Below are 23,852 nucleotides of genomic sequence, written 5' to 3' on the forward strand. Positions count from 1 at the left end.
TCGCCGAAGGCTGCGACGCCCCACCGGCCTGGTGTGACGTGATGCACCTGGGCGCCCCCCACGCCCAAGGCGGGCGCCTGACGCTGCACACCGCCGGGCTGGGATGCCGCTACCACCACTGCCGCTACGACCACCACACATGGCAGGTCACCTGGACCCACCAGCGCCCCACCCTGCACCCACCTGGATCCCGCACCGGCCCCGACCCGTGACCGCAAAGGGCTGCTGCTCGGATGTGACGATGGGGAGGACCGCTCTCGCCGGCGAAGGGCCGGAGGAGGCTCCCGACACGGATGCGTGAGGCGTGGGCACCCTGCTGCACAGCACCGCCGTGCCGGGACTATGGAGAGGTCGCGGCGGACCAAACGTCCGACGCGTCTCCGTCGTGTCCGTGTCTCAGCTTCCGGGACACTGCTGCCCATGACGGCTGCATCGCGGGACGCGTGGCGGTGGCTGCGCTCACGACCGGCGTGGGCGCAAGCTCTCGCGTGGCTGCTGCTGTGGTGGGTGCTGCCGGCGTTGTGGCTCGGTCAGTGGCGCGGCCATCCGCGCCTGGGCCGGACGCTGGCAGCCGTCTTCGTGTTGCTGGTGACGGTGTCCACGGCCGCGACGCTGGCCGGTGGCGTTCCCGACGCGGCGACACCCCGCCCAGACGCGTCCGCTGCGGCGACGGCCGACGTGCGCGCAGGCATCGACACGGAGGTCACCAGCATCGTCGATGGCGACACCCTCTACGTCGCGGACCTGCTCGAACGTGTCCGCCTGATCGGGATCGACACACCCGAGACGCGCCATCCCCGCGGAGGTGTCGAGTGCGACGGACGCGAGGCGACCGCCCACCTCGCCCGACTCGTCGCACCCGGGACAGCTGTCCGTGTCGAGTTCGACGTACAGCAGCGTGACCGGCACGGGCGGCCGCTCGGGTACGTGCGGCGCGCGTCGGACGGCCTGTTGGTGAACATGGCCATGGTCCGCGACGGGTACGCGCAGGTCTACACCGTCCCGCCCAACGTCCGGTACGCGGACGAGTTGCTCGCGGCTCAGCGAGAAGCGCGCGAGGCCGGCAGGGGCTCGTGGGGCGCCTGCCCCACGTGAACACACGGTCCGACGACGACACGGGTGCGACGCCGGTGTGGCACGGCCGACTGCAGGGACAGCGCACAGGCTCAACGGCCACCGGGTCACATCGACAGGAACATCTCCAGGGCGGAGTCGTAGCGCTCGGCGAACCGTCGCGCCGCATCGGGGCCGAACAGGGGATGGCGGTACCGGAAGACCAGGTGCATCTTCCCGGCGACGGTCACCACCCCGATCGACAGGCCGAGCGGCATCCTCGCTGGCGCCGAGAACCAGACCTCGACGGTGTCACCAGCCTGCGGCCCGAAGTTGGGGGGATCCTCCAACCGGGCCAGGTTGGACAGCAGCGCGGTGTCGAGCAGACGGGGGCCGGTCAGACGCAGGAGCGGCGAGGTCGCCTCCTTGGCACCCAGCGGAAGCGCCGGCGAGCGACCCAGCACCTCCATCAGCGCGCCAGCGGTCCCACCCTCCTTGATCCGTCGGGTCTGCAGCACGATCGTCGTGAGCAGGCGCCGCAGGCTCGCACGGTCGCCGCGATCGGCTGACACCCGCACCGGCAGCAGCAGGTTGCCCACGATCTCTTCGCGCCACGCGTTTGGCCGCATATTGATGGGGACCATCACGCCGATGCGGTTGGTGGCGACACCGTGGTCCCGGTTCCATGCGGCGATGGCCAGGTGCAGCGCAGCCAGCAGAACGTCGTTGACGGTCCCCGGCAGCTCGAGGTCGACCAGCGCCTTGGTCCTGTCCTGGTCGAAGCTGACGTGGTGGAAGCCGTAGCCGGGGCGGGGTGAGCCCTCGTCTGCGGCGACCCTGGCCGGAGGGAACGCCAGGTCCCGGAGCTTCTCGGCCAGCAGAGCAGCGCGACGGGCCTTGGTCGGCGCGTCGTCGGTCCCCACGAGCCCGCGGAGACTGCGGGCCCGCAGCGGGTCGATGTCGGGGACCGGGTCTTCTTCGCCCGCGTAGGCGCGGGCGACCGACCGCAGGAGCCGCACCGCACCGAAGGCGTCGCTCGCAGCGTGGTTGACGTTGAGCATGACGACGTCGCCCTGCGGATGGCGGGCCAGCCGCATCCGCAGCGGCGGTGACTCCGCCAAGGGGACACGCAGGCTCTGTAGGTCGACCCGGGCTGCGGCCAACGCATGGTCGTTGGGGCAATCGATCACCCCGAGGGGGTCGAGCTCCGCTTCGGGGGTGATCTCCCAGTAGAAGCGGTGCTCGGCCCGACGCTCGGTCGCCGACTTGCGGGCGCGCGCCATCGGGTGGGCGTCCAAAGCTCGCGCAACCGCCGAGCGCAGCCGGTCTTGTTCCAGCGAACCCTCGACGCGGACCTCGACGTGGACGCTCCACGGTTCGGCTTCGGAGTTGAGCAGGTGGATCGCCTCATCCACCACGTTGAACGGGACCCGCTGAACGGCCGGGGAGTAGGTGGTCATCGTGGCTCCTGCAGTGCGGCGCTCAGCCGACGGTCGCTCGTGGGGCGTGTGCAGGCGCGGCGGGCGGGTGGCTGGCCCCGCCGGCGGTGGTCGACGCCAGGCTCAGTCGCTGCGAACGTACGCCGCCAGGAAGTTCGGCAGACCGACACGGTCGATCACGTCCAGCTGTGACTCGAGGAAATCGGTGTGGGCCTCCTCTTCGGTCAGCATCTCCGCCACGAGCTCACGCGTCCCATGATCGCCGACCTCGACGCACAGCTCGACGCCACTACGGAGTCGTTGGATGGCACCTCGCTCGCAGTCGAGGGCCAACTCGATCTGCTCCCGCGGATCCTCGCCCACGCGGATCGTGTCCAGACGCTGCAGGTTGGGATGCCCTTCGAGGTACAGGATGCGGTCGATCAGGTTCTCCGCGTCGCGCATCTCCTCGAACGAGATGTCGCGGAAGACCTTCGCGAGGCCGGGCAACCCCCAGTTCTCGAGCATCTTGGCGTTGAGGAAGTACTGGCTGATGATGGTGAGCTCGGCGGTGAGGTGTTCGTTGAGGAAGTCGATGACCCGCTCGTCACCTTGCATCTCCGGCTCCTAACATGCCTCGGTGGGCGTGGCCGACCGCCAGCAGCGCTTGGCGGACCTCGCGTGATGTCATCGGCTCGTCGATCTCGATCCCACGCCTGGCGAGCAGATCGCGGATGAACGGCAGACAACCGCCGCACCGGCTCCCGGCCCCACACAGGCGTGCGATGGCGCATTCGTCACGGGCACCACCGTCTACTGCAGCGTGGATCTCGCGGTCGGTGACGAGGACGCAGTGGCAAACGTACACGGCCACAGAGCCTAGCAACGCAAGTAAGGGTTGCCTAACCGAACTTGGCCGTCGGTCCAGGGCGCTCTCCGCTCGCGGATCGAACGGCGGCGGGCGTTCGTCCTCGGTCGGTTCAGCTGGCGGCCGGTTGTTCGGCCAGAAGCCGGTCCAGCAACGATGACAGTTCCTCGACGGTCGTCCGCCCGAAGATGCGGGCGGCCACCCGCCCCTCATGGTCGACCAGGATCGTGGCGGGGAGCGCGGACGGGCCGACCTCCCCGAAGCTCGCGCCGTACGACCCGTCCGCATCGACCAGCGAGTCGTAGGGGACCCCCAACTCAGCCACGTACGACTCGGCGTTGCTGCGGTTGTCCTTCATCACCACGCCGAGGAAGCTGACCCCGCGATCGGCGTAGGCGGCGTGGACCTGGTTCAGGTCCGGCTGCTCTTCGCGGCACGGAGCGCACCACGACGCCCAGAAGTTCAGCACCACCACGTCGCCGCGCAGGTCGGCGAGCCCGAGCTGGCCGTCGGTGAGCAGACGCGGCCGGTAGTCCGTGGGCGCCTCCGGCCGCGACCCAACGTCGATCAGGCCGTTGCCAGCCGACGGCTGCGACGCGCTGGACTGAGAGCACCCCGACAAGGCGATCGTCGCCGCCAGGGCTGCCAGGACGGCCACGGCACCGCGCAGTCGTCGGTGTGAGGTCGGGACGATCACGGTGGCACCTCGGGTCGACGCGGCCACGCAGCCTACGACGTCGCCTGCGGTAGTAGCCAGGCCGTCTCGCTCGGGGGCGCCACGCCCCGGTAGCCTACGCTCGCGTAGGTTACGCTGGCGTAGGTTCTTGTCGTCCTCACGGAGGATTGTATGCCGTCATCGCCCGCACCGCCCGACACCGTCCTGCCCCCCGACGCCGAACAGATCATGGAGCGGGCGCTCCGCGACGAGGGACCACCGAAGCTGCGTGGCGTCCGCAAGCTCACCCCTGAAGAGATCCGGTTCCAGCGTCGCATGGCGGTGCTGTTCACGGTCGGGCCCCTGATCGGCGTGGTCGCGGCGATGGTCCTGCTGTGGGGTCAGGGCTTGAGCGGGCTCGACTTCGGCCTGTTCCTCGGCTTCTACCTCTTCACGGGGCTCGGCGTCACGATCGGGTACCACAGGTTGCTGACGCACCGCAGCTTCGAGGCCCCGACGGCGCTGCGGGTGCTTTTCGCCGTGGCCGGGACGATGTCGGCGCAGAAGTCGGTCATCGACTGGGTCGCGACCCACCGCCGTCACCACGCCTACGCCGACGAGTACGGCGACCCGCACTCCCCGCACCTCGTCGAGGAGACCGGTCTGCGGGGCGTGCTCCGTGGACTGTGGCACTCCCACGCCGGGTGGCTGTTCACCCCGCACGACACGGTCAACTCGCGGTGGGCGCCGGACCTCGAGGACGACCCCGCGATCGGCGCGGTGGACCGCGGCTTCCCGGCGCTGGTCACCGCGAGCTTCCTGCTCCCCCCGCTGATCGGTCTGGCGGTCACCGGGACGCTGTGGGGGATGCTGACCGCCTTCGTGTGGGGCAGCCTGGTCCGGATCTTCCTGCTGCACCACGTCACCTGGAGCATCAACTCGATCTGCCACTTCTTCGGGGACCAACCGTTCGAGAGCCGCGACGAGAGCACCAACAACTGGCCGCTGTCGCTGCTGTCGTTCGGGGAGTCGTGGCACAACAACCACCATGCCTTCCCGACCTCGGCCCGCCACGGCCTGCTCCGCGGCCAGGTCGACCCGAGCTGGCGGATCATCCGGACGCTGCAGCAACTGCGCCTGGCGTGGAACGTGCGGCTGCCGAGTCCACGCATCATCGCGCGGAAGTGGGCAGCCGAGCCCGAGCGACTGGCTCGCTGGTGACCGAGCGTCGAGGGCGCATGAGCGGCCGCGAGCGTCGTGAGCAGCTCATCGGCGTCGGGCGGCAGGTCTTCGCCGAACGTGGCTTCGAAGCCGCCTCCGTCGAGGACATCGCCGAACGTGCGAAGGTGAGCAAGCCGATCGTCTACGAGCACTTCGGCGGGAAGGACGGCCTGTACGCGGTGATCGTCGACCGCGAGGTCAGGGCCCTCCTCGGACGGATCGTGGCTGCCCTGGACGCTGCCGACCATCCCCGCGCGGCGGTGGAACGCGCAGCGGACGCCTTCTTGAGCTACATCGAGGAAGAGCGCGACGGCTTCCGGATCCTGGTCCGCGACGCGCCCGTCGGCAGCTCGTCGGACACGTTCGTCAGCGTGATCGGCGACGTGGCGGCCAACGTGGAGCTCATCCTCGCTGAGGAGTTCTTCTCCCGCGGGTACGACACCGCGCTCGCCCCGCTGTACGCCCGGGCACTGGTCGGGATGGTCGCGCTGGTGGGGGAGTGGTGGTTGGAGGCGGGGACGCCTGGACGCCACGACGTCGCCGCACACCTCGTCAACCTGGCCTGGAACGGCTTGAAGGACCTGCGACTGAGGCCCCCTAAACACGCACACCCACCCGTCGGTGGGGACGACACCGGGTCGTTGAAGCCGGTCACCTCGACTGGTACATCTCCACGCGGCGCCGTCCAGGAGGTTGCGTCGCGGTGACGACGACGACGACCACCGCCCGACCGGACCTGGCGGCGGTGGTCCACCCCACGTGGGCGGCGCAGCTGGAGCCCGTCCGTCAGCGTCTGGGCGAGCTGGGGGACTTCCTACGGGCGGAGCAGGCGGCGGGCCGCCGGTTCCTGCCCTCGGGCGGGCGCATCCTGGCAGCCTTCCAGCAGCCTTTCGACGAGGTCCGGGTCCTGCTGGTCGGTCAGGATCCCTACCCCACGCCGGGGCATCCGGTGGGGCTCAGCTTCAGCGTCGCGGCGGACGTGCGACCACTGCCCAAGAGCCTGCAGAACATCTTCACCGAGTACCAGGCCGACCTCGGCTTCCCGCCGCCAGCCAACGGCGACCTGTCACCTTGGTCGGCACGCGGCGTGATGTTGCTCAACCGGGTGCTGACCGTGCGTGCGGGCGCCCCCGGATCGCACCGCGGGAAGGGCTGGGAGGAGATCACCGAGCAGGCCATCCGCGTGCTGGCAGCCCGCGATCGGCCGCTGGTCGCGATCCTGTGGGGCCGTGACGCCGGCAAGCTGCGACCGCTGCTCGGAGCGGCACCGGTCGTGGCAAGTCCCCATCCCAGCCCCCTGTCCGCGCATCACGGCTTCTTCGGGTCGCGTCCGTTCAGCCGCGCCAACGCCCTCCTCGAGCGGCAAGGCGCCCCACCGGTGGACTGGCGGCTGCCGTGACCGTGTCTCGTCGCAGCACTTCAGCTCGGGCCGCAGCCTTTGGAGCTCCGGCAACCCAGCGCTGGTACGGCCCCGTGCCGCGGCAGCTGTCGGTCATCGGGTGGTTCCGGCTACTGGCTGACGGCGACGATCGCATCGGTGTGGTCGGGGACGGGCACGCCCGGGGGTAGTGGTCGCACCGGGGCGCCCAGGATGCTGCCGACCCACGTCGCGATCTCGTGGTCGCGTGCAGCGAACACCACCGTCTCGTCGACGTCGGTGGCGGGTGGCTCTCGCCGCGGCTCGAAGCCGGCGAAGTACAGCACGCTCTCCACACGCTGCACCGCCTGGCTGCGTTGGCTGGTCCACACCACGACGACCGCGTTCCGCCGCTGGCGTGCGGTGCCGCGCGGACCCAGCCTGCCGCGCTCCGCCAGCCGCCCGAACAGCGCCCGCACGCCCGGTCGGTAGGGCACCACGTAGCTGGTGTCCTGGATGGTCTGCGCGTACGCCGGGACGGTCACGGTCTGAACGTCGCCGCTGGCCATCCCGCGGAACTGCTCCGCCAGGAAGCGCAGTTGCGTCAGCCCGAAGTCCTCGTCGGTCGTCAGGCTGCTCGCCACGCGGTCCGCGATCCGGACCACCCGCGGCACGTTGGCCAGCGTCCCTGCCGACGTCGCCTTGTCCGCCAGCGCCTTCAGGAAGCGCTGCTGGCGGTGGATGCGCCGGAAGTCGCCGCGCGCCCCCTCGCGCGAGCGCACGTAGGCCAGCGCCTCCACCGCGTCCAGGTGCTGGCAGCCAGCCGGCAGGTTCGCGCCGGACTTGTCGTCGACGAGCGGGTCGCGGAGGCAGACCTCCACTCCGCCGACGGCCTCGACGACCGTCAGGAAGCTGGGGATCGACACCTCCACGTAGTGGTCGATCTCGAAGCCGGACAGACGTTCGACGATCCTCACCAGCTGCTCAGAACCGCCGCGGGCCACGGCCGCGTTGATCTTGTCCGGGCCGGACCCGGGCAGCTCGACCTTGAGATCTCGAGGGATCGACACGATCGTCGCGATGCCCTCCTCGGGGCGGGCATGCACCAGCAGGATCGTGTCGGTGCGCGGCGGTCCTTGAGGCGGGCCCGTCGTGAGTCGGGCTCGTTCAGCTTCGCTGAGGCCCTCACGGCTGTCGCTCCCCACGACCAGGATGTTGAGGGTCTCGGCCTCACCCTCGTCTGCGCGCCGATCCGTCCCCGCACCGTCTGCCCGCCCGCGTTCCTCGATCGCCTCGATCGGGTGCCGCTCGATCTGACTCTGGGTGAACAACGCCAGGCCGGCGGCGGCCATGACCACCAGCGCCAGGACCCCGACCGCGACCACCGCTGCGATCCGCGCCGCGGAGCGCGCGTCGCGTGACGCGCTCCCCGGCGGCTCGCTGGACGTGACATCCATGGTCACGTCAAGGCAACCGCACGCCGTCCGCGCCTGGGAGGACGTTCGGGCGGTCGCTGCGGGCTGACACTCACAGGGCAGTCGACAGCCCCGCGTACCGGCCGCGGAAGTGCACCAGGGGGTCGAGGCCGCCGAGTTCGAGGTCCTCGATGGCGGCGTCCACCAGCTGCGCGTACCCCACCGTCCGGGCCTCGACCACCCGGCAGTAGGCCCGCGTGCCGGCCGCAGCCAGGACCGGCCCGAACGCCGACTCGGTGATCTCCAGCCCGGCGTAGGGCCCGCCGGGGCTGGGGACCCGGAACGCGAACCGGTCCGACAACCACCCGTGGGATCGGTCCAGGACGTGCATCACGAACGAACCCGTGTGCTGGATCGTCTCCCACAGGTCCGTGAGGTCGCTCATCAGACCCAGGACGTGCGGCGGCTCGCCTTCGGCGATCAGCACGGATGAGATCGTGAGGCCGGCCCGGTCCGCCACGGTTCCCGCCGTCCACACCGTGACGGGAGCGGCGAGTCGGCCGCGTAGCCGTCGCACCGGATCGCGGTCGGCCTCCGGCGTCACGAACGGGTGCTCGTCGTGGATCCCCGGCGGTTGCTCTTGTCCCACAGCGTCCTCACTCCCGCGGCGTCACACGTGAGGTCGACCGTCCAGCGTGGTGTTGGGGCGGTCCCGCCTCACCTGCTCGCATCGGCGGCGCCCAGCGTGACGCCCTGCACGCACCCGTGCACCACGAGCGCCCCGGAGACGGTCTCGACGTCTGCGATCGTGGCGCCGAACGGCAACTCCCCGATCGGGGGTGTGATACGGAGCAGGTCGACGACTCCGATCCGCCCGGCGACGGGGCGTAGCAGCAGCACGCCATCTTGGACCTCGACCGCGGTGTCCACGGTCACGTCACCGGGGAAGGAGAACCGGACCCGCCCGTCGCCGACGTGAACGTCGCGGACCGGCGCCGGCATCAGCGCCGCGAGCGCGTCGTCGTCGATCCGTGCTGAGTACCGCCCGGACCGCACCGCCAAGTGGTGTCGTTCCTCACCGTGCGCGTCGCCCGACCGGCGAACCCCCTCCAGATCGATCTGCAAGCGAGCGATCGTGGTCGGCTCCACAGGGACTTCTGTGGCGACGATCCGTGCGGACGTGGTCAGCCCGGTGGCCAGACGCAGCGCTGCCGGCCATCCGCGCAGCCGGACGCTCGCCCCCGCACCGATCACGCGGCTGACCTCACGTCCCGCGATCCGCTGCAGAACGACGGTGGCGGCGGCATCGACCGCGATCACGACCGCGGCGATGACCAACACGGTGGTCACCCACGACATCGGCGTGTCCGCCTTGCGCTCACGGATGTGCCGGGCGCATCACGAGATGCCCGTCGGCCCGTTCGATCGGGAGTGCGAGGTCGTAGCGGTCGATGTCGCAGGCCAGATCGATGTCGTGCGGGGGCAGGTGGGCGTGCTCCGGTTGGGCGAACAGCCGCCCGGCGTCCGAGCGCCGCACCCGCTGCAGGTACGGCGCCGGGTCGGGACGTTCGCCACGCAGACGAGCGGCGAGGTAGTCGGCGCACGACAGGTCCTCCTCGGCGTCGCGGCCACTGTGCGCACCGGTGATCACGAACGACACCGTGTCCGGATCCCAGCCCAGGATCTGGCGGACGGTCGCCTCGGCGACCACGAACGATGCGGCGATCAGCCGGTCGGCGCCACGCGCGTTGACCGCGCCGCTGGTTCCTGCGGTCGTGCGCTGGATCAGGACCCGGTCGCCGAGGTCGGCGCCGTCTGCCTCGACCGGCGAGTTGGACAGGTCGAACTCATCGACCGGCAAGCCACCGACCTCTCCCATCAGCAACGCGCCGGGGCGCCGCGACTGCAGCGCCATGGCGTCTTCGACCGCCTCGACCACCAGGATCTCCTGCGCCCCGCCGGCGAACGCCACCGCCGCCGTGGTGAACGCCCGCAACACATCGACCACGACCGCCGTGCCGGTGGCGTCGCCGGCACGTGCCCCCGGGACGGTCACGAAGCGCACCGTGCGGCCCTCACGCAACGGCCCGGCGGCCGTCAGTCCCCGGACCCGGCATCGGTGCCACCCTCGGACCCGGCATCGGTGGCGCCCTCGGACCCGGCATCGGTGGCCCCCTCGGACCCGGCACCGCTGGCCCCCTCGGAAGGACCGTCGGCGCTGGACGGTGCCCCGGGCCGGTCGCGGCGTTCCGCCAGCCGCTGCTCCAGCCGACGGCGGAACCCGGCTGCGACCTCGGGGGCGGCATCCAGGAGCGATTCGAACGACGACTTGGGGATCACCATCAACTCGGAGTCCTCCACCGCCTCCGCCCTGGCCGAGTGCGTGGTGCGCAGCAGCACCGCCTGCTCGCCGAAGTAGGCGCCGGGGCCGAGTTCCGCCAGCGTCTCGGCGTCGTCTGTCCGGATCCGGATCCGACCGCGGAGGACGACGTAGACCGCTTGCGCTGGCCCGCCCTCGTCGAACACGACGCCACCGGACGGCCACAGCAGGTTCGCCGACGCCCCCACGGCCTCCACCAGCGCCTCGTCGGGGAACGCCGAGAAGTCGGCGACCTCCCTCAACGTGCGGACCAGGCTGTGCGTCATCGGACCGGTCACGTCCCACCTCCTCGCCGGTTGCCAGGCTAAACGCACCCGCCAGGACATGGGTCACGGCCGGAACCGAGCGGGGTGCCTACCCTGGACTGCGTACCGACCGTGTGGAGGTAGTTGCGGTGTCCATCATGCAGGTCCCGTTCCGCATCGTCCAGATCAGCGACGTGCACTGCGGCACCCCCAGCTTCGATGCGTCGCTGATGGAGCGCTGCGTGCGAGACGTCAACAGGCTCCGCCCCGACGTGGTCATCATCGCTGGCGACATCACCGCCGGCGGGTTCGAGTGGGAGTACGACGACGCAGCCGAGTGGTTCGGGCGCTTCGAAGCTCTCACCGTGGTGGTGCCCGGGAACCACGACGCGCGCAACCTCGGGTACCTGCACTTCGAGCAGCTCTTCGGCGACCGTCACTTCCGGCGGCGGATCACGTTCGACCCCGACCGCGCCGAGCGCATCAACGCGACGGGGGTCACGATCGTCGGCCTAGACTCCTCCGAACCGGATCTCAACGACGGGCGGATCGGTCGCGAGTGGTACGACTGGATCGGTGCACAGTACGACGAGCCCGACGACATCAAGATCCTGGTCCTGCACCACCACCTGGTCTCCATCCCCGGAACGGGGCGGGAACGCAACACGATTAGCGACGCGGGCGACGTGCTGGACGTGTTGACCCGGCTCCAACTCGATCTGGTGATGTGCGGCCACAAGCACGTTCCCTTCTTCTGGGGGCTGAACGGGATGCTGATCTGCAACTCCGGCACGACCTCGACGCGTCGGGTCAGGGGGCTGACCCCACCGTCGTGGAACGAGATCATGATCGACGCCGCGACGATCAAGGTGCACCTGCACTACGACGACGGTCGCCGGGAGCTGTCGGTGATCCGCAGCCGCGCCAACCGTTCCGCCATCCGCGAATCGTTCTACGTCACCGATGACTTCCGTGCCAACACCCGCGTTGACGCCGTCCCTGCCCGGTGAAGGAGCCCGACGTGTCTGCCGCGCGACCGCTGCGCATCTGCCACCTGGGAAGCATCCACTGTGGTGACAGCGCGTACGACCCCGAGCTGCTGCGGTCGGCGGTGACGGGGATCCGCGAGGTCGGTCCTGACGTGGTCGTGGTCGCCGGCGACCTGACCGCCGGAGGCTACGACTGGGAGTACGACGAGGCCGTCGCGGCACTCGAAGGCATCGACGCGCCGACGGTGGTCGTCCCCGGCAACCACGATTCGCGGAACGTGGGGTACGTGCACTTCGAGCGGCGCTTCGGCGACCGCTTCAGCCGTCGCCGTATCGAGCTCGACGGTGAACGCGCCGAGCGGCTGGGGACGGGCGGCATCACGGTCCTGGGGGCCGACTCGTCGGAGCCCGACCTGGAGGGAGGCCGGATCGGCCGGGAGTGGTACGACTGGGTGCGGGAGGGCTTCACCCACCCCGACGACTTCAACGTCTTCGTGCTGCACCATCACCTGGTCGCGATCCCCGGTGCCGGGCGGGAGGAGAACGTCATCCAGGACGCCGGCGACGTCCTCGCGGTCCTCACCGAGCTGGGGGGCGTCGACCTGGTCCTGTCCGGACACAAGCACGTGCCGTTCTTCTGGGGCCTCAACGGGACGTTGGTGGCCAACTGCGGGACGGCATCGTCGCGGCGGGTGCGGGGAGCGATCCCGCCCTCCTGGAACGAGCTGGTGGTCGACGCCTCGAGCATCAAGGTGTTCGTCCACTACCCCGACGGACGCCGACAGCTCGCCGTCATCCGTAGCCGCATGACCCAGCGGATCGTCCAGGAGGCGTTCTTCGTCACCGATGATTTCTTCGCCTCCAACCACCTGCCGGTCGACTGACGTGACCGACCGGGGCCGGATGTACAGCGACCGTCCGGCGGGTGGCGCCCGGGCTGTGGTGCTGGTCGACGGCGAGCACCACCCGCCCGTCCTGCGCCGGGCCTTGACGCGACTGGCCGACGACGGACTCGAACCGGTCCAGGTCGTCGTGCTCGGCGGGGGCGAGAAGCTCGACGAGCCGGGGGTGCCACCGGACCTCGGTGTGCCGGCCCGCTGGCCGGCGTCCGCCGAGCATGAACTGTTGGAGGTCCTGCGCGACACCGCACCCGACGTCGTGATCGATCTGTCGGGTCCCCCGGTGGTCGAGGCGCCCCGCCGGCTGCGTCTCGCAGCGATCGCTCTGGCGGCGGGCGTCCCGTACGACTCTCCGGGGGTGCGCTACACGCCGCCGGACCTGCCGTGGCTGACCACCCGGCCGACCGTCGCGGTGGTGGCGACGGGCAAGCGGACCGGGAAGACCGCCATGTCGGGGGCGCTCGTCCGCCACGCCCAGCGACGCGGCCGGACGCCGGTGGTGGTGGCCATGGGACGGGGTGGGCCGCCGGAACCGATCGTGATCCCCGCCGGGGAATCGCTCGATCCCGAGCGGCTGCTGGAGGTCGTCGAAGCGGGTGGGCACGCCGCCAGCGACTTCTACGAGGACGCCGTCACGACCGGCGCCGCGAGCATCGGCTGCTACCGCGTCGGCGACGGCCCTGCCGGGGAGGTCGCGCTGTCCAACGTGGCCGCCGGCGTGGCGCAGGCTGAGGAGCAGCCCGGCAGCGACCTGACCGTCCTGGAGGGCTCCGGTTCGGCCTTGCCGCCGTGTGCAGCCGACGCCACGGCGCTGATCGTGCCCGCCGGCGAGGACCCGGGGCAGTTGCTGGCGTCGCTGCCGCTGCGGTTCATCCTCGCGGACGCGGTCCTGATCGGCTTCGCCGGTGAGGACGCCGACGACGCTCGCCTCAAGACGCTCGTGCGGTCGGTCCGCGAGCTGCTGAACCAGCTACCACGCCGAGACGATCAGCCGGTCCCCGAACCCGTCCTCACCGACCTGCGACCCCACCCGCTGGGTGACGTCTCCGGTCGGCGTGTGTTCGTCGTCAGCACCGCCCGCGGTCGTGCCGCCGATCGTCTGACGAAGACCCTGGAGGAGCGTTTCGGCGCGACGGTCGTCGGGGCCAGCCAGAATCTCGCCGACCGGCCGGCCCTCCTCGACGATCTCTCGCACGCACCGCCGCACGACGCCCTCGTGACGGAGTTGAAGGCCGCAGCCGTGGACGTCGTCGTGCGCGCCGCCCGCGACAACGGAACCGACGTGGTGTTCTGCGACAACCGTCCCGAGCCGGTCGGTGGCGTCGACCCCGACGCTCTGGAGGGGGCCTTCGACCGGCTGCTCAGCCTCGCCGACCGCCGTCACCGCGCGCGCCGCTGAGGACCTGCCCGCCGGACGTGGCGGCGACGTCGGGGGTCGCTCCGCCCTGGCGCTGGAGGACCGCGTCGACCACGAGCCCGTGGACCTCGTCGACCGTCGCGTCGAGCCCGTAGGACCGCACCATCGGGACACCGGCGGCCTCGGCGCGCCGGATCACCTCTTCCTGGATCTCCCGGATCTCCTCGAAGTGTTCCAGGTACCGCTCACGGGGGCGGTCCGGGGCCTGCTGTGACCGACCCGACAGGTGCGAGCGATGCACGTCGGGGTCATCGACGGTGAGAACCACCTGGACCACGGCGGCGTCCTCGACGTGAGACGCGGTGATCATCCCCGGCAGGATGTGCACCCCCTCCACGATCATGTCGGTGCGTTCGAGGGCGTCGCGTTCGAGCAGGTGGCGGATCCCCACCGCGACGGCCTGGACCTGCCGCAGGAACCCAGCGATCAACGGTTCCTTGACGACGGACACCGCCGGGGGGACCGCGTCGACGGTCTCGAACGACGACACGTGCAGCGCCGGCATCAGCTCCTGGCTGATCGTGCTACGCATCACCTCACGGATGGCGTCGGTCGACACGATGCGGGTCATGGCCAGACGGCCGGCCACGTGCGTGGCCACCGTCGACTTGCCCACCCCGGTGGCCCCGCCGATCAACACGATCAACGGGAGCTGGCGCTCCTGGGCGCGCTGCCAACGCAGGTAACGTTCGGCGGCCTTCTCACCGACCGTGTCGCGCAGCACCTGCACCGCGACCTGGCGCAGCTCCTCGACGCTGACCTCCCGCGTGCCGCTGCCGCGCAGGACGCTCTCCACGCGTTCGGCGACGCCGTAGGCGCGGGCGGGGGCCAGGCCGGTGGCCTGCACCGACGTGGCCAGCAGGCCCTTCGAGTACGGCAGCCCGGTCTTCGTGCCGCGCACGAGGATGTGTGAATGGGCTGCTGTGGGGTCGCGCTCCACGCGGCTCCTCGCTCGGCCGGCTCCCTCCTACCGAGCCTATGCGCCGTGAGCCGCCCGTGGCGGCTCCCCGCACGTCACGTCGGGACACAGCAGCCAGTGCCGCACACGTCGTGACATGGCCCCAGAACGCCGAGGGCGGGGCGGTGCGGTTGCGCGGCCGAACGCTCGACGATCAGGTCGCGGATCATCCGGACGTACGTCGGATCGGCGCCGACGGTGTCCGCACGCACGCGTTGCAGGCCGAGCGACGCCGCGTGGGCAGCCGCCTCGACGTCGAGATCGAAGCGCACCTCGAGGTGATCGCTGACGAACCCGATCGGGACGATCACCACGTCGGTGATGTCAGCGGCATGCAGGCTGTCGAGGTGATCGATGATGTCGGGCTCCAGCCACGGGACCTCCGGCGGGCCGCTGCGGCTCTGCCACACGAGCGCCCAGGGATGGTCGCCGCCGACGCGTCCGGCCACGAGGCTGCACGCCTCCTGCAGCTGATCCTGGTAGTCGCTGGCCTCGGCCAGCGTGACGGGGATGCTGTGCGCGGTGAAGGTCAGGTGGGCGGCCGCGCGGCGGTGGTCGGGGATGGCGTGCAGCGCGACGTTCACCTTCCGCGCCTGGGACTCGATGAACCCTGGGTGGTTGTAGAACGGGCGGATCGGGTCGATCTGCGGGGCGTCGGCCCCGACCTCGGCCCGGGCACGGGCGATGTCCTCACGGTACTGGCGGCAGCTGGAGTACGAGCTGTAGGCGGACGTGATGAAGCACACGGCACGACGCACCCCGTCGTCACGCATGCGACGGACGGTGTCGCCCAGCAACGGATGCCAGTTGCGGTTCCCCCAGTACACCGGCAGATCGGGGCCCCGGTTGGCCAGCTCCTCACGCAGGGCTGCGATCACGGCCCGGTTGTGTGCGTTCAGCGGGCTGACGCCGCCGAACAGGTGATAGTGCTCGGCGACCTCGTCGAGACGCGCGCGTGGGACGTTGCGGCCGCGGGTCACCCGTTCGAGGAACGGGATGACGTGCTCTGGCGCCTCGGGCCCGCCGAACGACAGGTACAGGACCGCGTCGTAGTCGTGTGGCCGGTCGTCGAACCGGCCGTAGCTGCGCCGCGGCACCGACGGGCTCCTCGCTCACGTGGCCGGCGCGGCATGGTACGACCGGTGTGCGAGGATGGCGGCGGGCGGCCGCGGAGGAGGTCGGGTGCCGGGAGGCGGCGACAACGGCGACGTCCGCGTCGGGACGGCGTCGTGGACCGATCGGACGCTGATCCGTGAGAGCGACTGGTACCCGCGCCGGTCGATGAGCGCCGAGGAGCGACTGCGCTACTACGCGGAACGGTTCAAGGTGGTCGAGGTCGACGCGACCTACTACTACCCGCCCACCGCGGAGCTAGCCGCGCTGTGGACCGAGCGCACGCCCGACGACTTCCGCATGGACGTCAAGGCGTTCTCGCTCCTCACCCACCATCCCGCATCACCCGATGCCGTGTGGGAGGACGTCCTCGCCGACCTGCCTGTGGAGCACCAGGGCAAGCGGCGGGTGTACCTCTCGCACCTGCCGTCGGGTGCGGTCGACCGCGCCTTCGAGCACGTCCGCACGGCGCTGATGCCGCTGCACTCCGCGGGGAAGCTGGGAGCGGTGTTCTTCCAGTTCCCGCCGTGGTTCCGCCCCGGCCGGGCGGCACGCGACTACCTCGCGCGGCTTCCGGAGCGCCTCCCCGACTACGACCTCGCGGTCGAGTTCCGGCACCGTTCGTGGATGGACGGGGCAGACGCCGACCGCACCCTCGACCTGTTGGAGGAGCTGGGTCTGGCCTACGTGTGCGTCGACGAGCCGCAGGGCTTCGAGACCTCCGTCCCGCCTGTCGTCGCGGCCACCACAGACCGCCTGGCGGTGATCCGGTTCCACGGCCACAACCGCGAGACCTGGGAGAAGGAGGGCATCACGGCCGCGGAGCGGTTCGCCTACCTGTACTCCACCGAGGAGCTGGCCGAGTGGGCAGGCCGCGTCCAGCAGCTCAGCGCCCAAGCCCGCGAGACACACGCGATCATGAACAACTGCTACCGCGACTACGGCGTGCGCAACGCCGCGCAGCTCGCGCAGCTGCTGGACGTCCGCCCCGAGCCCGGGCCCTAGAGCGCCGCGCAGTCACGCTGCGTCGGGGCCGAGCACGACCGTGACCGTCTCCACCGTCGGGTCATCGCGAAGCTCGGCTCGCCCGTCCAGCGCACGGGCGACGGCCTCGGCCTGAGCCCGCTGCCCCGGCGGGTGGTTCACCACGGTGCGGTCCACCTGCTGCGGGGCGTCAGCGACGCTGACGACGCGGAAGCCGTCCGAGCGCAGCCGGTCCGCGGTGCGTGCCGCGAGCCCGGTGATGCCGGCGCCGTTCAGGACCCTGACCTCCACGTCGGCCGGGTCGACCTGCGCCCCGCCAGCCGCCTCGGCCAGGACCGAACCGTCCCGGAACCGCTCGAAGAGCTGCTCGGCCTCGTCCTCGTTCACCCGCAGCACAGCGCCACCGCCGACGTTGGCCGGCGTGGCCGGGACGGTGTGGGTCACCGATCTGCCGGATGCGACGCCGAGCATGCCCAGCCCCAGCCGAACCAGCGCCACCGTCCCCAGTCCCTGGTCGCCGGTGAGGGCGTTCCCGACCCGCCCGGCCGTGTCGTACAGGCGCACCGGGTTCAGCGCCACCGACGGCGAGATGATCTCCTGCGCCAGCGCCTTGAGGAACTGTTGCTGGCGCTCGATGCGCTGCAGGTCGCTGTCGATCTTCCGGACCCGGACGTAACCCAGCGCCTCTCGACCGTCCAGCCGCTGACAGCCTGCGGGCAGGTCGATCCCGGCGAAGGGGTCGGCGATGGGTCGGTCGAGGCAGAGGTCGACCCCCCCGACCGCGTCGACGATGTGCCGGAACCCCAGGAAGTGCACGGCGAGGTAGTGATCGATCGGGATGCCGGACAGGTCCCGCACCGTTCGCACCAGGCAGTCCGCCCCGCCGATCGCGAACGCGCCGTTGATGCGGCCTCTAGAACCATCGCAGCGCTCGACGTACAGGTCCCGGGGGAAGGCGAGCACCGCCGCGCGCCGGCCGGAGACGGTCATCAAGAAGATCGTGTCGGCGCGTTCGCCGGCGGTGTCACCGGTCGCCAGTTCGCGCTGCTCCTCGGGTGTCAGCCCGGCGCGGCTATCGGAACCCACGACCAGCACGTGCAAGGGGCGGCTTCCGCCGTCGAGGCCACCGACCTCGACGCGCTCCATCTGCGCGCTGGCGTACACGGCCGCCCCCACCCCCATCGCCGCCGCGGCGAGCACCAGCAGCACGACGATCACCAGGACGACCCGCACGCCACGTCGTCCCCGACGCCGCCCCCCACGGACGGTGGCGCCCCACACCTCGTCGTGGGTCTCGGTCACGTCGTCCTCCGCGCGGGTGTCCGCAGTCTGGCACCTGCCACGGCCGGAACCATCCATCGTCGACGCGGTTGACGACGGCCGGCCGCCACACGACAGTGACGTGCCGCTGCGACGGCGGACGGCCGGTGCGTTGCGGGGGCCGGTGCAGGGCGCGGTGCGCGGCGCGGTGTCGGGGGTGTTGCGCGGCCGTCCGGCAGACGAGGGGAACAGCCGTGGGGCGTGACGTCGGGTTGCGGATCGTCGTGGCTCTCAGCGTGCTGGTCGCCGGCCTGACCGTGCCGCAGGCCGCCTCGGAGGCCCACCGCCGGCCACGGACGCTGCTGGACGTCCGCCGCGCCGCAGCCGGCGTGGTCGAGCCGGGCTTCCCGATCGACCACCTCGGTGTGGTGTGGCACGGGGACGGAGTCGGCGCCCAAGCGGGCGACAACGGGGCGGTGCGTTTCCGCCACGGCCGGACGTGGGGACCGTGGATCGCGCTGATCGAGGACGGCGCCGACGCCGAGGGACAGTGGGCGAGTGGGCTGGTGGCCGGCGACGACGCCGACGCCTACCAGGTCCGCGGGATCCCCCCTGTGGCCGCCAACGCCCGCGTCGCTGCGATCAACACCACAGACGGTCCTCTGGAGCAGATCGGGAGGCGACCGGCGGCCGCTGCCGATGCGCTGCAGCGCTGCCTGTCACGCGGCGAGTGGCAGGCCGACGAGTCGATCCGGACCGGGTCGCGATCCTTCGGCGCGGCTCGGGTGATGACCGTGCATCACACCGCTCGCCTCAACCGCAGCGGCGACGATCCCGCAGCCGTCGTGCGCGGCATCTACGCCTACCACGTCGATGTCCGCGGATGGGACGACATCGGCTACCAGTACCTGATCGACCCGCACGGCCGCATCTACGAGGGACGCTGGTCGGGGGGCGACAGCCGCCGCTGCGATGCCGGCGGTGACGGTCGTGACTTCGCCCACGACGACCGCGACCGGGTGGTGACCGGCGCACACGTCGGCGGCTACAACACCGGCAACATCGGTGTGGCCCTTCTGGGCCACTTCGGTGCGCCCGGCCAGACCGGCGAGGAACCCACCCCCGCCGCGGTCGGCACGCTCGAGGACGCCCTGGCGGAGCTCGCCGCCCGCCACGGCCTCGACCCGCAGGCGCACGTCACGTACTCCGACGGCAGCACCTCCCGGACCGTGCCGGCGATCTCCGGCCACCAGGACTTCTCGTCGACCGACTGCCCCGGCGACCGGCTCGACGAGCGCCTGCCCGAGATCCGGCGGTCGGTGGCCGCCAAGACGGCGGGCTCCACCGACACCGCTCCGCCGGTGCTGGTCGACCCGCGTGGGCCCCCGACCGCACCCAACGGGGTGAGCGCGACGCCGACGGACCGCGGGGCGAGCGTGACGTGGGTGCCCCCGACCGACGACGGCGGCGCGGCGGTGGAGCGCTACACCGTCACGGCGACGCCGGGTTCCACGACGGTGACCGTGACCGGTTCCGCGACGTCCGCGCGGCTGACCGGCCTCACCAACGGGGTGGCCTACCAGGTCACGGTGGTCGCAACCAACGCGGTCGGTGACAGCCCGCCGTCGCAGCCGCCCGCGCCGGTCAGACCCGCTGTGCGCTTCGATGGCGACCCGGCAACGACCGAGCGCGTCGACGAAGCCAGCCCCACTGCCGCCGCGGTCGGGTTGAGCCAGGCCCGTTTCGCGCCCGGCGCAGCCCCGTACGCGGTCCTTTCCCGAGACGACGTCTTCGCGGACTCGCTCGCCGGATCAGCACTGGCCGGGCGCGGCCCACTGCTGTTCACGACCACCGGTGCGCTGTCCACCGTCACGCGCGCTGAACTTCGCCGGGTGCTCCCGCCGGGCGCCACCGTGTACCTGCTCGGAGGTCGCGGCGCGGTCGGCGTCGAGGTCGAGAGCGCCGCGCAAGCCGACGGCTACGCCACCCGCCGTCTGAGCGGCGCCACTCGGGTGGAGACCGCTCTCGCCGTCGCCGACCAGGTCCGGCGACTGCGTCCCGGAAGCGACCAGGTCATCCTCGCGCGCAGCCACGGCCCGGCGCACGATCCGAGCGCCGGTTGGGCGGACTCGGTGACCGGCGGGGCGTTCGCTGCTCGCACCGGCCACCCGGTGCTGCTCAACCCGACCGGCTCCCTGCATGACTCCGTCCGCGACTGGCTCGCCCGCGACGTCCCCACCCGCACGGTCGTTCTGGGCGGGACTGCTGCGCTGTCCGCCGCGGTCGCCGGGGCGGTGCCCAACCCCGACCGGGTGGCGGGCCCCAGCCGTGCGGAGACCGCCGGGGCGATCGCCAGCCGACTGTGGGGGACCACCACGAGCGGCCCCCGCCGGTTCGTCATCCTCAACGGCTACCACGGCGACGGCTGGGGCTACGGGCTGGCGGCGGCGGGCATCGCCGCCGACGCCGCTGCGCCGGTCGTGCTGGTCGCCGCCGACTTCGTCCCGACGATCACCCGCGACCTGGTGGCCGCCTGCGGATCACCCCAGGTGGACCTGCTGCTGATCGGGAACCGGTCGGTCATCCCCGACGATCGTCGTGGCGAGCTCGACGCCGTCGACGGTCGCCGCTGCTGACGCGATCAGCCCATCCGGCACACCGGCGAGGTCCCGAAGGACTCGGCCAGCGCCTCCTTCAGTCCCCGCGGGAACGGTGACGCCACACGCCGGTGGACAGGTGCCAGGGCCCGCTGGGCGCCTCCATCGCCGCGGAAGGCCTCGACGCAGCGTCGGGGTTCGAGGTTGGCCAGCGCCAGGACGGCACCGCGGCAGCCCACGGCCCCCGCCATGGTCAGCAGCGATGAAGAGCCGACGTACACGTCTCCGTCGTACACGTCCAGGGTGTGCAACAGCCGGTCGGGGTCGCCGGTCGAATCTTTCACGCCGACGACCGGGAGCGACGGCAGAGCAGCGACCGGGATCCCCGGCGGTGCCATGGTCGGGAAGTGGTAGGCCAGCACCGGGACGTCGCCCGCGGCGCCACGCACCGCTTCGTAGTAGGGCCGTGGATCGGCGGCGTGCAGGCCCGACAGCGCCAGCACCGCATCAGCGCCGTGGTCACACGCAGCCCGGGTCAGACCCACAGCCTGGCGCGCCGACGGCGCCCCGGTCCCCACCACCACCGGGACCCGTCCGGCGATCCGCCGGCGGACGGTCGCGACCAGCGCGACGCGCTCCTCAGCGTCCAGCGTCGGTGCCTCGCCGGTGCTGCCCGCCACCACCACCGCGGCGACGCCTGCCTCGACCAGACGCTCGGCGTGCTCGGCCGTGGCATCGGTGTCCAGCCTGCCATCAGCGTCGAAGAGCGTGACGAGCGCCACGCCCACACCGTCGAAGACCGACACGGTCAGCCGCGCTGGTCGATCGGGACGTAACCGCGCTCGGCGGTCCCGGCGTACAGCTGGCGGGGACGGGCGATGGCCTGTTCCTCGTCGAGCAGGTTCTCCTGCCACTGGGCGACCCAACCCGCGATCCGACCGATGGCGAACAGAACCGGGAACATGTCGGTGGGGAAGCCCATCGCCTGGTAGATGATCCCCGTGTAGAAGTCGACGTTGGGGTACAGGCGGCGCTCGAGGAAGTAGTCGTCTTCCAACGCGATGCGTTCCAGCTCGACGGCGATGTCGATCAGCGGGTTCTTCCCGGTCACCCCGAACACCTCGTGGGCGAGGTCGCGCACCACTCGCGCGCGCGGGTCGTAGTTCTTGTACACGCGGTGGCCGAAGCCCATCAGGCGGAAGTCACCGTGCTTGACACGCTCGACGTACTTCGGGACCTCCCGGACGTCACCGATCTGCTCGAGCATCCGTAGCACCTGCTCGTTCGCTCCGCCGTGCTTGGGGCCGTAGAGGGCCGCGACCGCCGCCGCGGCCGACGAGTAGGGGTCGGCGTCGGAGCTTCCCACCGTCCGCATCGTGGTGGTCGAGCAGTTCTGCTCGTGGTCGGCGTGGAGGATGAACAGCACGTCCATCGCCCGTTCCAGGACCGGATCGGGCTCGTACTTCAGCTCGGTCTTCTTCCACATCATGTTGAGGAAGTTCCCGGGGAACGACAGGTCGTTGTCGGGGTAGGCGTAGCGCAGCCCGATCGAGTGGCGGTAGGCGAACGCCGCCAGGGTCGGGAACTTCGCGATCAGCCGGACGATCTGCTTGTGCCGGACCTCGGGATCGTGGATCTGCTTCGCCTCGGGGTAGAAGGTCGACAACGCCCCGACCGTGCCGACCAGGATGCCCATCGGGTGGGCGTCGTGATGGAACCCGTCGATGAACTTCTTGATGTTCTCGTGGATCATCGTGTGGTGGGTGATGTCGTAGACCCACTCGTCGTACTGATCCTTGCTCGGCAGCTCCCCGTGAACCAGGAGGTAGGCCACCTCCAGGAAGCAGCTGCGGTCGGCGAGGTCTTGGATCGCGTACCCGCGGTAGCGCAGCACCCCCGCGGCACCGTCTATGAACGTGATCTCGCTACGGCAGTTGGCGGTGTTGCGGAAGGCCGGGTCGTACAACAGAAGGCCGAAGTCGTCGTGGGAGACCTTGATCTGACGCAGATCCATCGCGCGGACCGCACCGTCGACCAGCTCCACCTCGTAGCGGCGCCCCGTCCGGTTGTCGGTGATGCTCAAGGTTTCCTTGGCGCCATCGTTCATCGCCACCGTCTCCTCGAGTCGTGACACCGCGACGGTAACGCCACCGCGGGCGACCAGGTCCGGCCGCTTGGGCGTCGCGCCACGTGCCAGCCACGGGCACGACCGTGCGCTGTTGGACCCGGGTTGCGCCCGCTTCAGCTCGCCATCGCGTCGATCATCTTGTTGCGCAGCGTGATCACGGCCTTCGAGTGGATCTGACAGACCCGCGACTCCGTGACCCCGAGGACCCCCCCGATCTGGGCCAAGGTCATGCCTTCGAAGTAGTACAACGCGATGATCTTCTGTTCGCGTTCGGACAGCTTCCGGATCGACTCGACGAGGATGTCGCGGGTCGCCTGCTCGTCGACGGCGTCGAGGGGGCCCAACATCGCCGTGTCCTGGAGCGTGTCGACCAGCGTGACCTGCTCGTCTCCGTCGCCTCCTCCCAGGGTGCGGTCCAACTCAGCGACCGAGGTGTAGGCGGTCTCCTCGAGCATGTGGTGGAACTCCTCGACGGTCACCTCCAGCTCGACGGCGATCTCCTCATCGCTGGGTGTCCGCCCGAGGTCGATCTCCAGCCGGCGGATCGCGCCCGCGATCGCCTTGGACTTGTTGCGGACCGAGCGCGGGACCCAGTCGACCTTGCGCAGTTCGTCGATGATCGCCCCGCGGATCCGCGTCACCGCGTACGTGGCGAACTTCACGCCCTTGCCCGGGTCGAAGCGCTCGATCGCGTCGATCAGCCCGAAGATCCCGTAGGAGACCAGATCGGTGTGCTCGATGGTGTCCGGCAAGCTGACGCCGACCCGACCGGCGACGTACTTGACCAGCGGCGAGTAATGCAGGATCAGGGCGTCGCGGGCGGCACCGTCGTGGGTCTCGTGGTAGCGCTCCCACAGCGCCTCAGGATCCACCGCTGCTCCTGGTGATCGGCTCG

Annotated in this window: 24 protein-coding genes; 10 read left to right on the forward strand and 14 right to left on the reverse strand. The window is 70.9% G+C overall.

Translation table 11 applies throughout. The annotated features are described in order from the left end of the window. The coding region (locus M3N57_00675; protein MDP9021221.1) for an HNH endonuclease at positions 1–212 on the forward strand (212 nt) is incomplete at its 5' end. 208 nt (positions 213–420) lie between these two features. Beyond that, positions 421–1,095 carry a thermonuclease family protein gene (locus tag M3N57_00680; GenBank protein ID MDP9021222.1) on the forward strand — a complete coding sequence of 225 codons (675 nt, stop codon included), beginning with the start codon at positions 421–423 and terminating at the stop codon, positions 1,093–1,095. 86 nt (positions 1,096–1,181) lie between these two features. On the opposite strand, the gene M3N57_00685 is transcribed toward M3N57_00680, so the two are convergent. The 3 genes from M3N57_00685 to M3N57_00695 form a co-directional block, all read right to left on the reverse strand. Next, a complete protein-coding gene (locus M3N57_00685) occupies positions 1,182–2,513 on the reverse strand; it encodes a condensation domain-containing protein (GenBank protein ID MDP9021223.1) in 1,332 nt (443 codons plus the stop codon). 102 nt (positions 2,514–2,615) lie between these two features. Then, positions 2,616–3,089, reverse strand: a complete 474-nt coding sequence (gene bfr / locus M3N57_00690) for a bacterioferritin (protein ID MDP9021224.1) — start codon at positions 3,087–3,089, stop codon at positions 2,616–2,618. 362 nt (positions 3,090–3,451) lie between these two features. Then, positions 3,452–4,036, reverse strand: a complete 585-nt coding sequence (locus tag M3N57_00695) for a TlpA family protein disulfide reductase (protein ID MDP9021225.1) — start codon at positions 4,034–4,036, stop codon at positions 3,452–3,454. Between the two features lie 150 nt (positions 4,037–4,186). Here M3N57_00695 and M3N57_00700 point away from each other — a divergent pair, with 150 nt between their 5' ends. From M3N57_00700 to M3N57_00710, 3 genes are read left to right on the forward strand one after another with little or no spacing between them, the layout of a single operon-like run. Next, positions 4,187–5,215, forward strand: coding sequence for an acyl-CoA desaturase (locus tag M3N57_00700; protein ID MDP9021226.1), 1,029 nt, complete (start codon positions 4,187–4,189; stop codon positions 5,213–5,215). Between the two features lie 17 nt (positions 5,216–5,232). Then, on the forward strand, positions 5,233–5,922 hold the full coding sequence (locus tag M3N57_00705) for a TetR/AcrR family transcriptional regulator (protein ID MDP9021227.1): 690 nt from the start codon (positions 5,233–5,235) through the stop codon (positions 5,920–5,922). Continuing rightward, positions 5,919–6,614, forward strand: a complete 696-nt coding sequence (locus M3N57_00710; GenBank protein ID MDP9021228.1) for a uracil-DNA glycosylase — start codon at positions 5,919–5,921, stop codon at positions 6,612–6,614. Before M3N57_00705 ends, M3N57_00710 begins: the two co-directional genes overlap by 4 nt. Before the next feature lie 110 nt (positions 6,615–6,724). On the opposite strand, the gene M3N57_00715 is transcribed toward M3N57_00710, so the two are convergent. From M3N57_00715 to M3N57_00735, 5 genes are all read right to left on the reverse strand, one after another. Then, on the reverse strand, positions 6,725–8,029 hold the full coding sequence (locus tag M3N57_00715; protein MDP9021229.1) for an LCP family protein: 1,305 nt from the start codon (positions 8,027–8,029) through the stop codon (positions 6,725–6,727). 70 nt (positions 8,030–8,099) lie between these two features. Next, complete coding sequence (locus M3N57_00720) at positions 8,100–8,636, reverse strand: flavin reductase family protein (GenBank protein ID MDP9021230.1); 537 nt, start codon at positions 8,634–8,636, stop codon at positions 8,100–8,102. A 68-nt stretch (positions 8,637–8,704) separates the two neighbouring features. Then, positions 8,705–9,346 (reverse strand): DUF2993 domain-containing protein, encoded by a 642-nt coding sequence (locus tag M3N57_00725; GenBank protein MDP9021231.1) that lies wholly within the window; start codon positions 9,344–9,346, stop codon positions 8,705–8,707. 19 nt (positions 9,347–9,365) lie between these two features. Continuing rightward, entirely contained in the window at positions 9,366–10,043 is a 678-nt protein-coding gene (locus M3N57_00730) for a 2-phosphosulfolactate phosphatase (GenBank protein MDP9021232.1), read from the reverse strand. A 41-nt stretch (positions 10,044–10,084) separates the two neighbouring features. Next, the gene (locus tag M3N57_00735; protein ID MDP9021233.1) at positions 10,085–10,645 is read right to left on the reverse strand and encodes a cyclic nucleotide-binding domain-containing protein; all 561 of its coding nucleotides are present in this window, start codon (positions 10,643–10,645) and stop codon (positions 10,085–10,087) included. A gap of 125 nt (positions 10,646–10,770) precedes the next feature. Here M3N57_00735 and M3N57_00740 point away from each other — a divergent pair, with 125 nt between their 5' ends. The 3 genes from M3N57_00740 to M3N57_00750 are packed head-to-tail and all read left to right on the forward strand — an operon-like array spanning position 10,771 to position 13,899. After that, complete coding sequence (locus tag M3N57_00740; GenBank protein ID MDP9021234.1) at positions 10,771–11,622, forward strand: metallophosphoesterase; 852 nt, start codon at positions 10,771–10,773, stop codon at positions 11,620–11,622. A gap of 11 nt (positions 11,623–11,633) precedes the next feature. Beyond that, positions 11,634–12,485 (forward strand): metallophosphoesterase, encoded by an 852-nt coding sequence (locus M3N57_00745; protein ID MDP9021235.1) that lies wholly within the window; start codon positions 11,634–11,636, stop codon positions 12,483–12,485. A 1-nt stretch (position 12,486) separates the two neighbouring features. Next, complete coding sequence (locus tag M3N57_00750) at positions 12,487–13,899, forward strand: 2,3-diphosphoglycerate synthetase (protein MDP9021236.1); 1,413 nt, start codon at positions 12,487–12,489, stop codon at positions 13,897–13,899. On the opposite strand, the gene M3N57_00755 is transcribed toward M3N57_00750, so the two are convergent. Both M3N57_00755 and M3N57_00760 read right to left on the reverse strand, forming a co-directional pair. Beyond that, positions 13,862–14,857 carry a hypothetical protein gene (locus M3N57_00755; protein ID MDP9021237.1) on the reverse strand — a complete coding sequence of 332 codons (996 nt, stop codon included), beginning with the start codon at positions 14,855–14,857 and terminating at the stop codon, positions 13,862–13,864. The genes M3N57_00750 and M3N57_00755 overlap by 38 nt on opposite strands. A 74-nt stretch (positions 14,858–14,931) precedes the next feature. Further along, on the reverse strand, positions 14,932–15,972 hold the full coding sequence (locus tag M3N57_00760; protein ID MDP9021238.1) for a ferrochelatase: 1,041 nt from the start codon (positions 15,970–15,972) through the stop codon (positions 14,932–14,934). An 85-nt stretch (positions 15,973–16,057) separates the two neighbouring features. Between M3N57_00760 and M3N57_00765 the strand changes: the two genes are divergently transcribed. Further along, a complete protein-coding gene (locus tag M3N57_00765; protein ID MDP9021239.1) occupies positions 16,058–16,993 on the forward strand; it encodes a DUF72 domain-containing protein in 936 nt (311 codons plus the stop codon). A gap of 12 nt (positions 16,994–17,005) precedes the next feature. Here the strand turns inward: M3N57_00765 and M3N57_00770 are convergent, their stop codons facing one another. After that, entirely contained in the window at positions 17,006–18,274 is a 1,269-nt protein-coding gene (locus M3N57_00770) for an LCP family protein (protein ID MDP9021240.1), read from the reverse strand. A 212-nt stretch (positions 18,275–18,486) separates the two neighbouring features. On the opposite strand from M3N57_00770, the gene M3N57_00775 reads away from it, so the two are divergent. Then, positions 18,487–20,868: a cell wall-binding repeat-containing protein gene (locus M3N57_00775; protein MDP9021241.1), complete on the forward strand. Its 2,382-nt coding sequence runs from the start codon at positions 18,487–18,489 to the stop codon at positions 20,866–20,868. A 5-nt stretch (positions 20,869–20,873) separates the two neighbouring features. Here the strand turns inward: M3N57_00775 and M3N57_00780 are convergent, their stop codons facing one another. The 3 genes from M3N57_00780 to M3N57_00790 all read right to left on the reverse strand — a co-directional run. Continuing rightward, positions 20,874–21,611, reverse strand: a complete 738-nt coding sequence (locus M3N57_00780) for a dihydrodipicolinate synthase family protein (protein ID MDP9021242.1) — start codon at positions 21,609–21,611, stop codon at positions 20,874–20,876. A gap of 26 nt (positions 21,612–21,637) precedes the next feature. After that, positions 21,638–22,936 carry a citrate synthase gene (locus tag M3N57_00785; protein MDP9021243.1) on the reverse strand — a complete coding sequence of 433 codons (1,299 nt, stop codon included), beginning with the start codon at positions 22,934–22,936 and terminating at the stop codon, positions 21,638–21,640. A gap of 134 nt (positions 22,937–23,070) precedes the next feature. Next, positions 23,071–23,852, reverse strand: a 782-nt coding sequence (locus tag M3N57_00790; GenBank protein ID MDP9021244.1) for a FliA/WhiG family RNA polymerase sigma factor, incomplete at its 5' end; no start/stop codon positions are given.

This window comes from Actinomycetota bacterium (assembly GCA_030776725.1).
In the GTDB taxonomy this organism is placed as follows: Bacteria; Actinomycetota; Nitriliruptoria; order Nitriliruptorales; family JAHWKO01; genus JAHWKW01.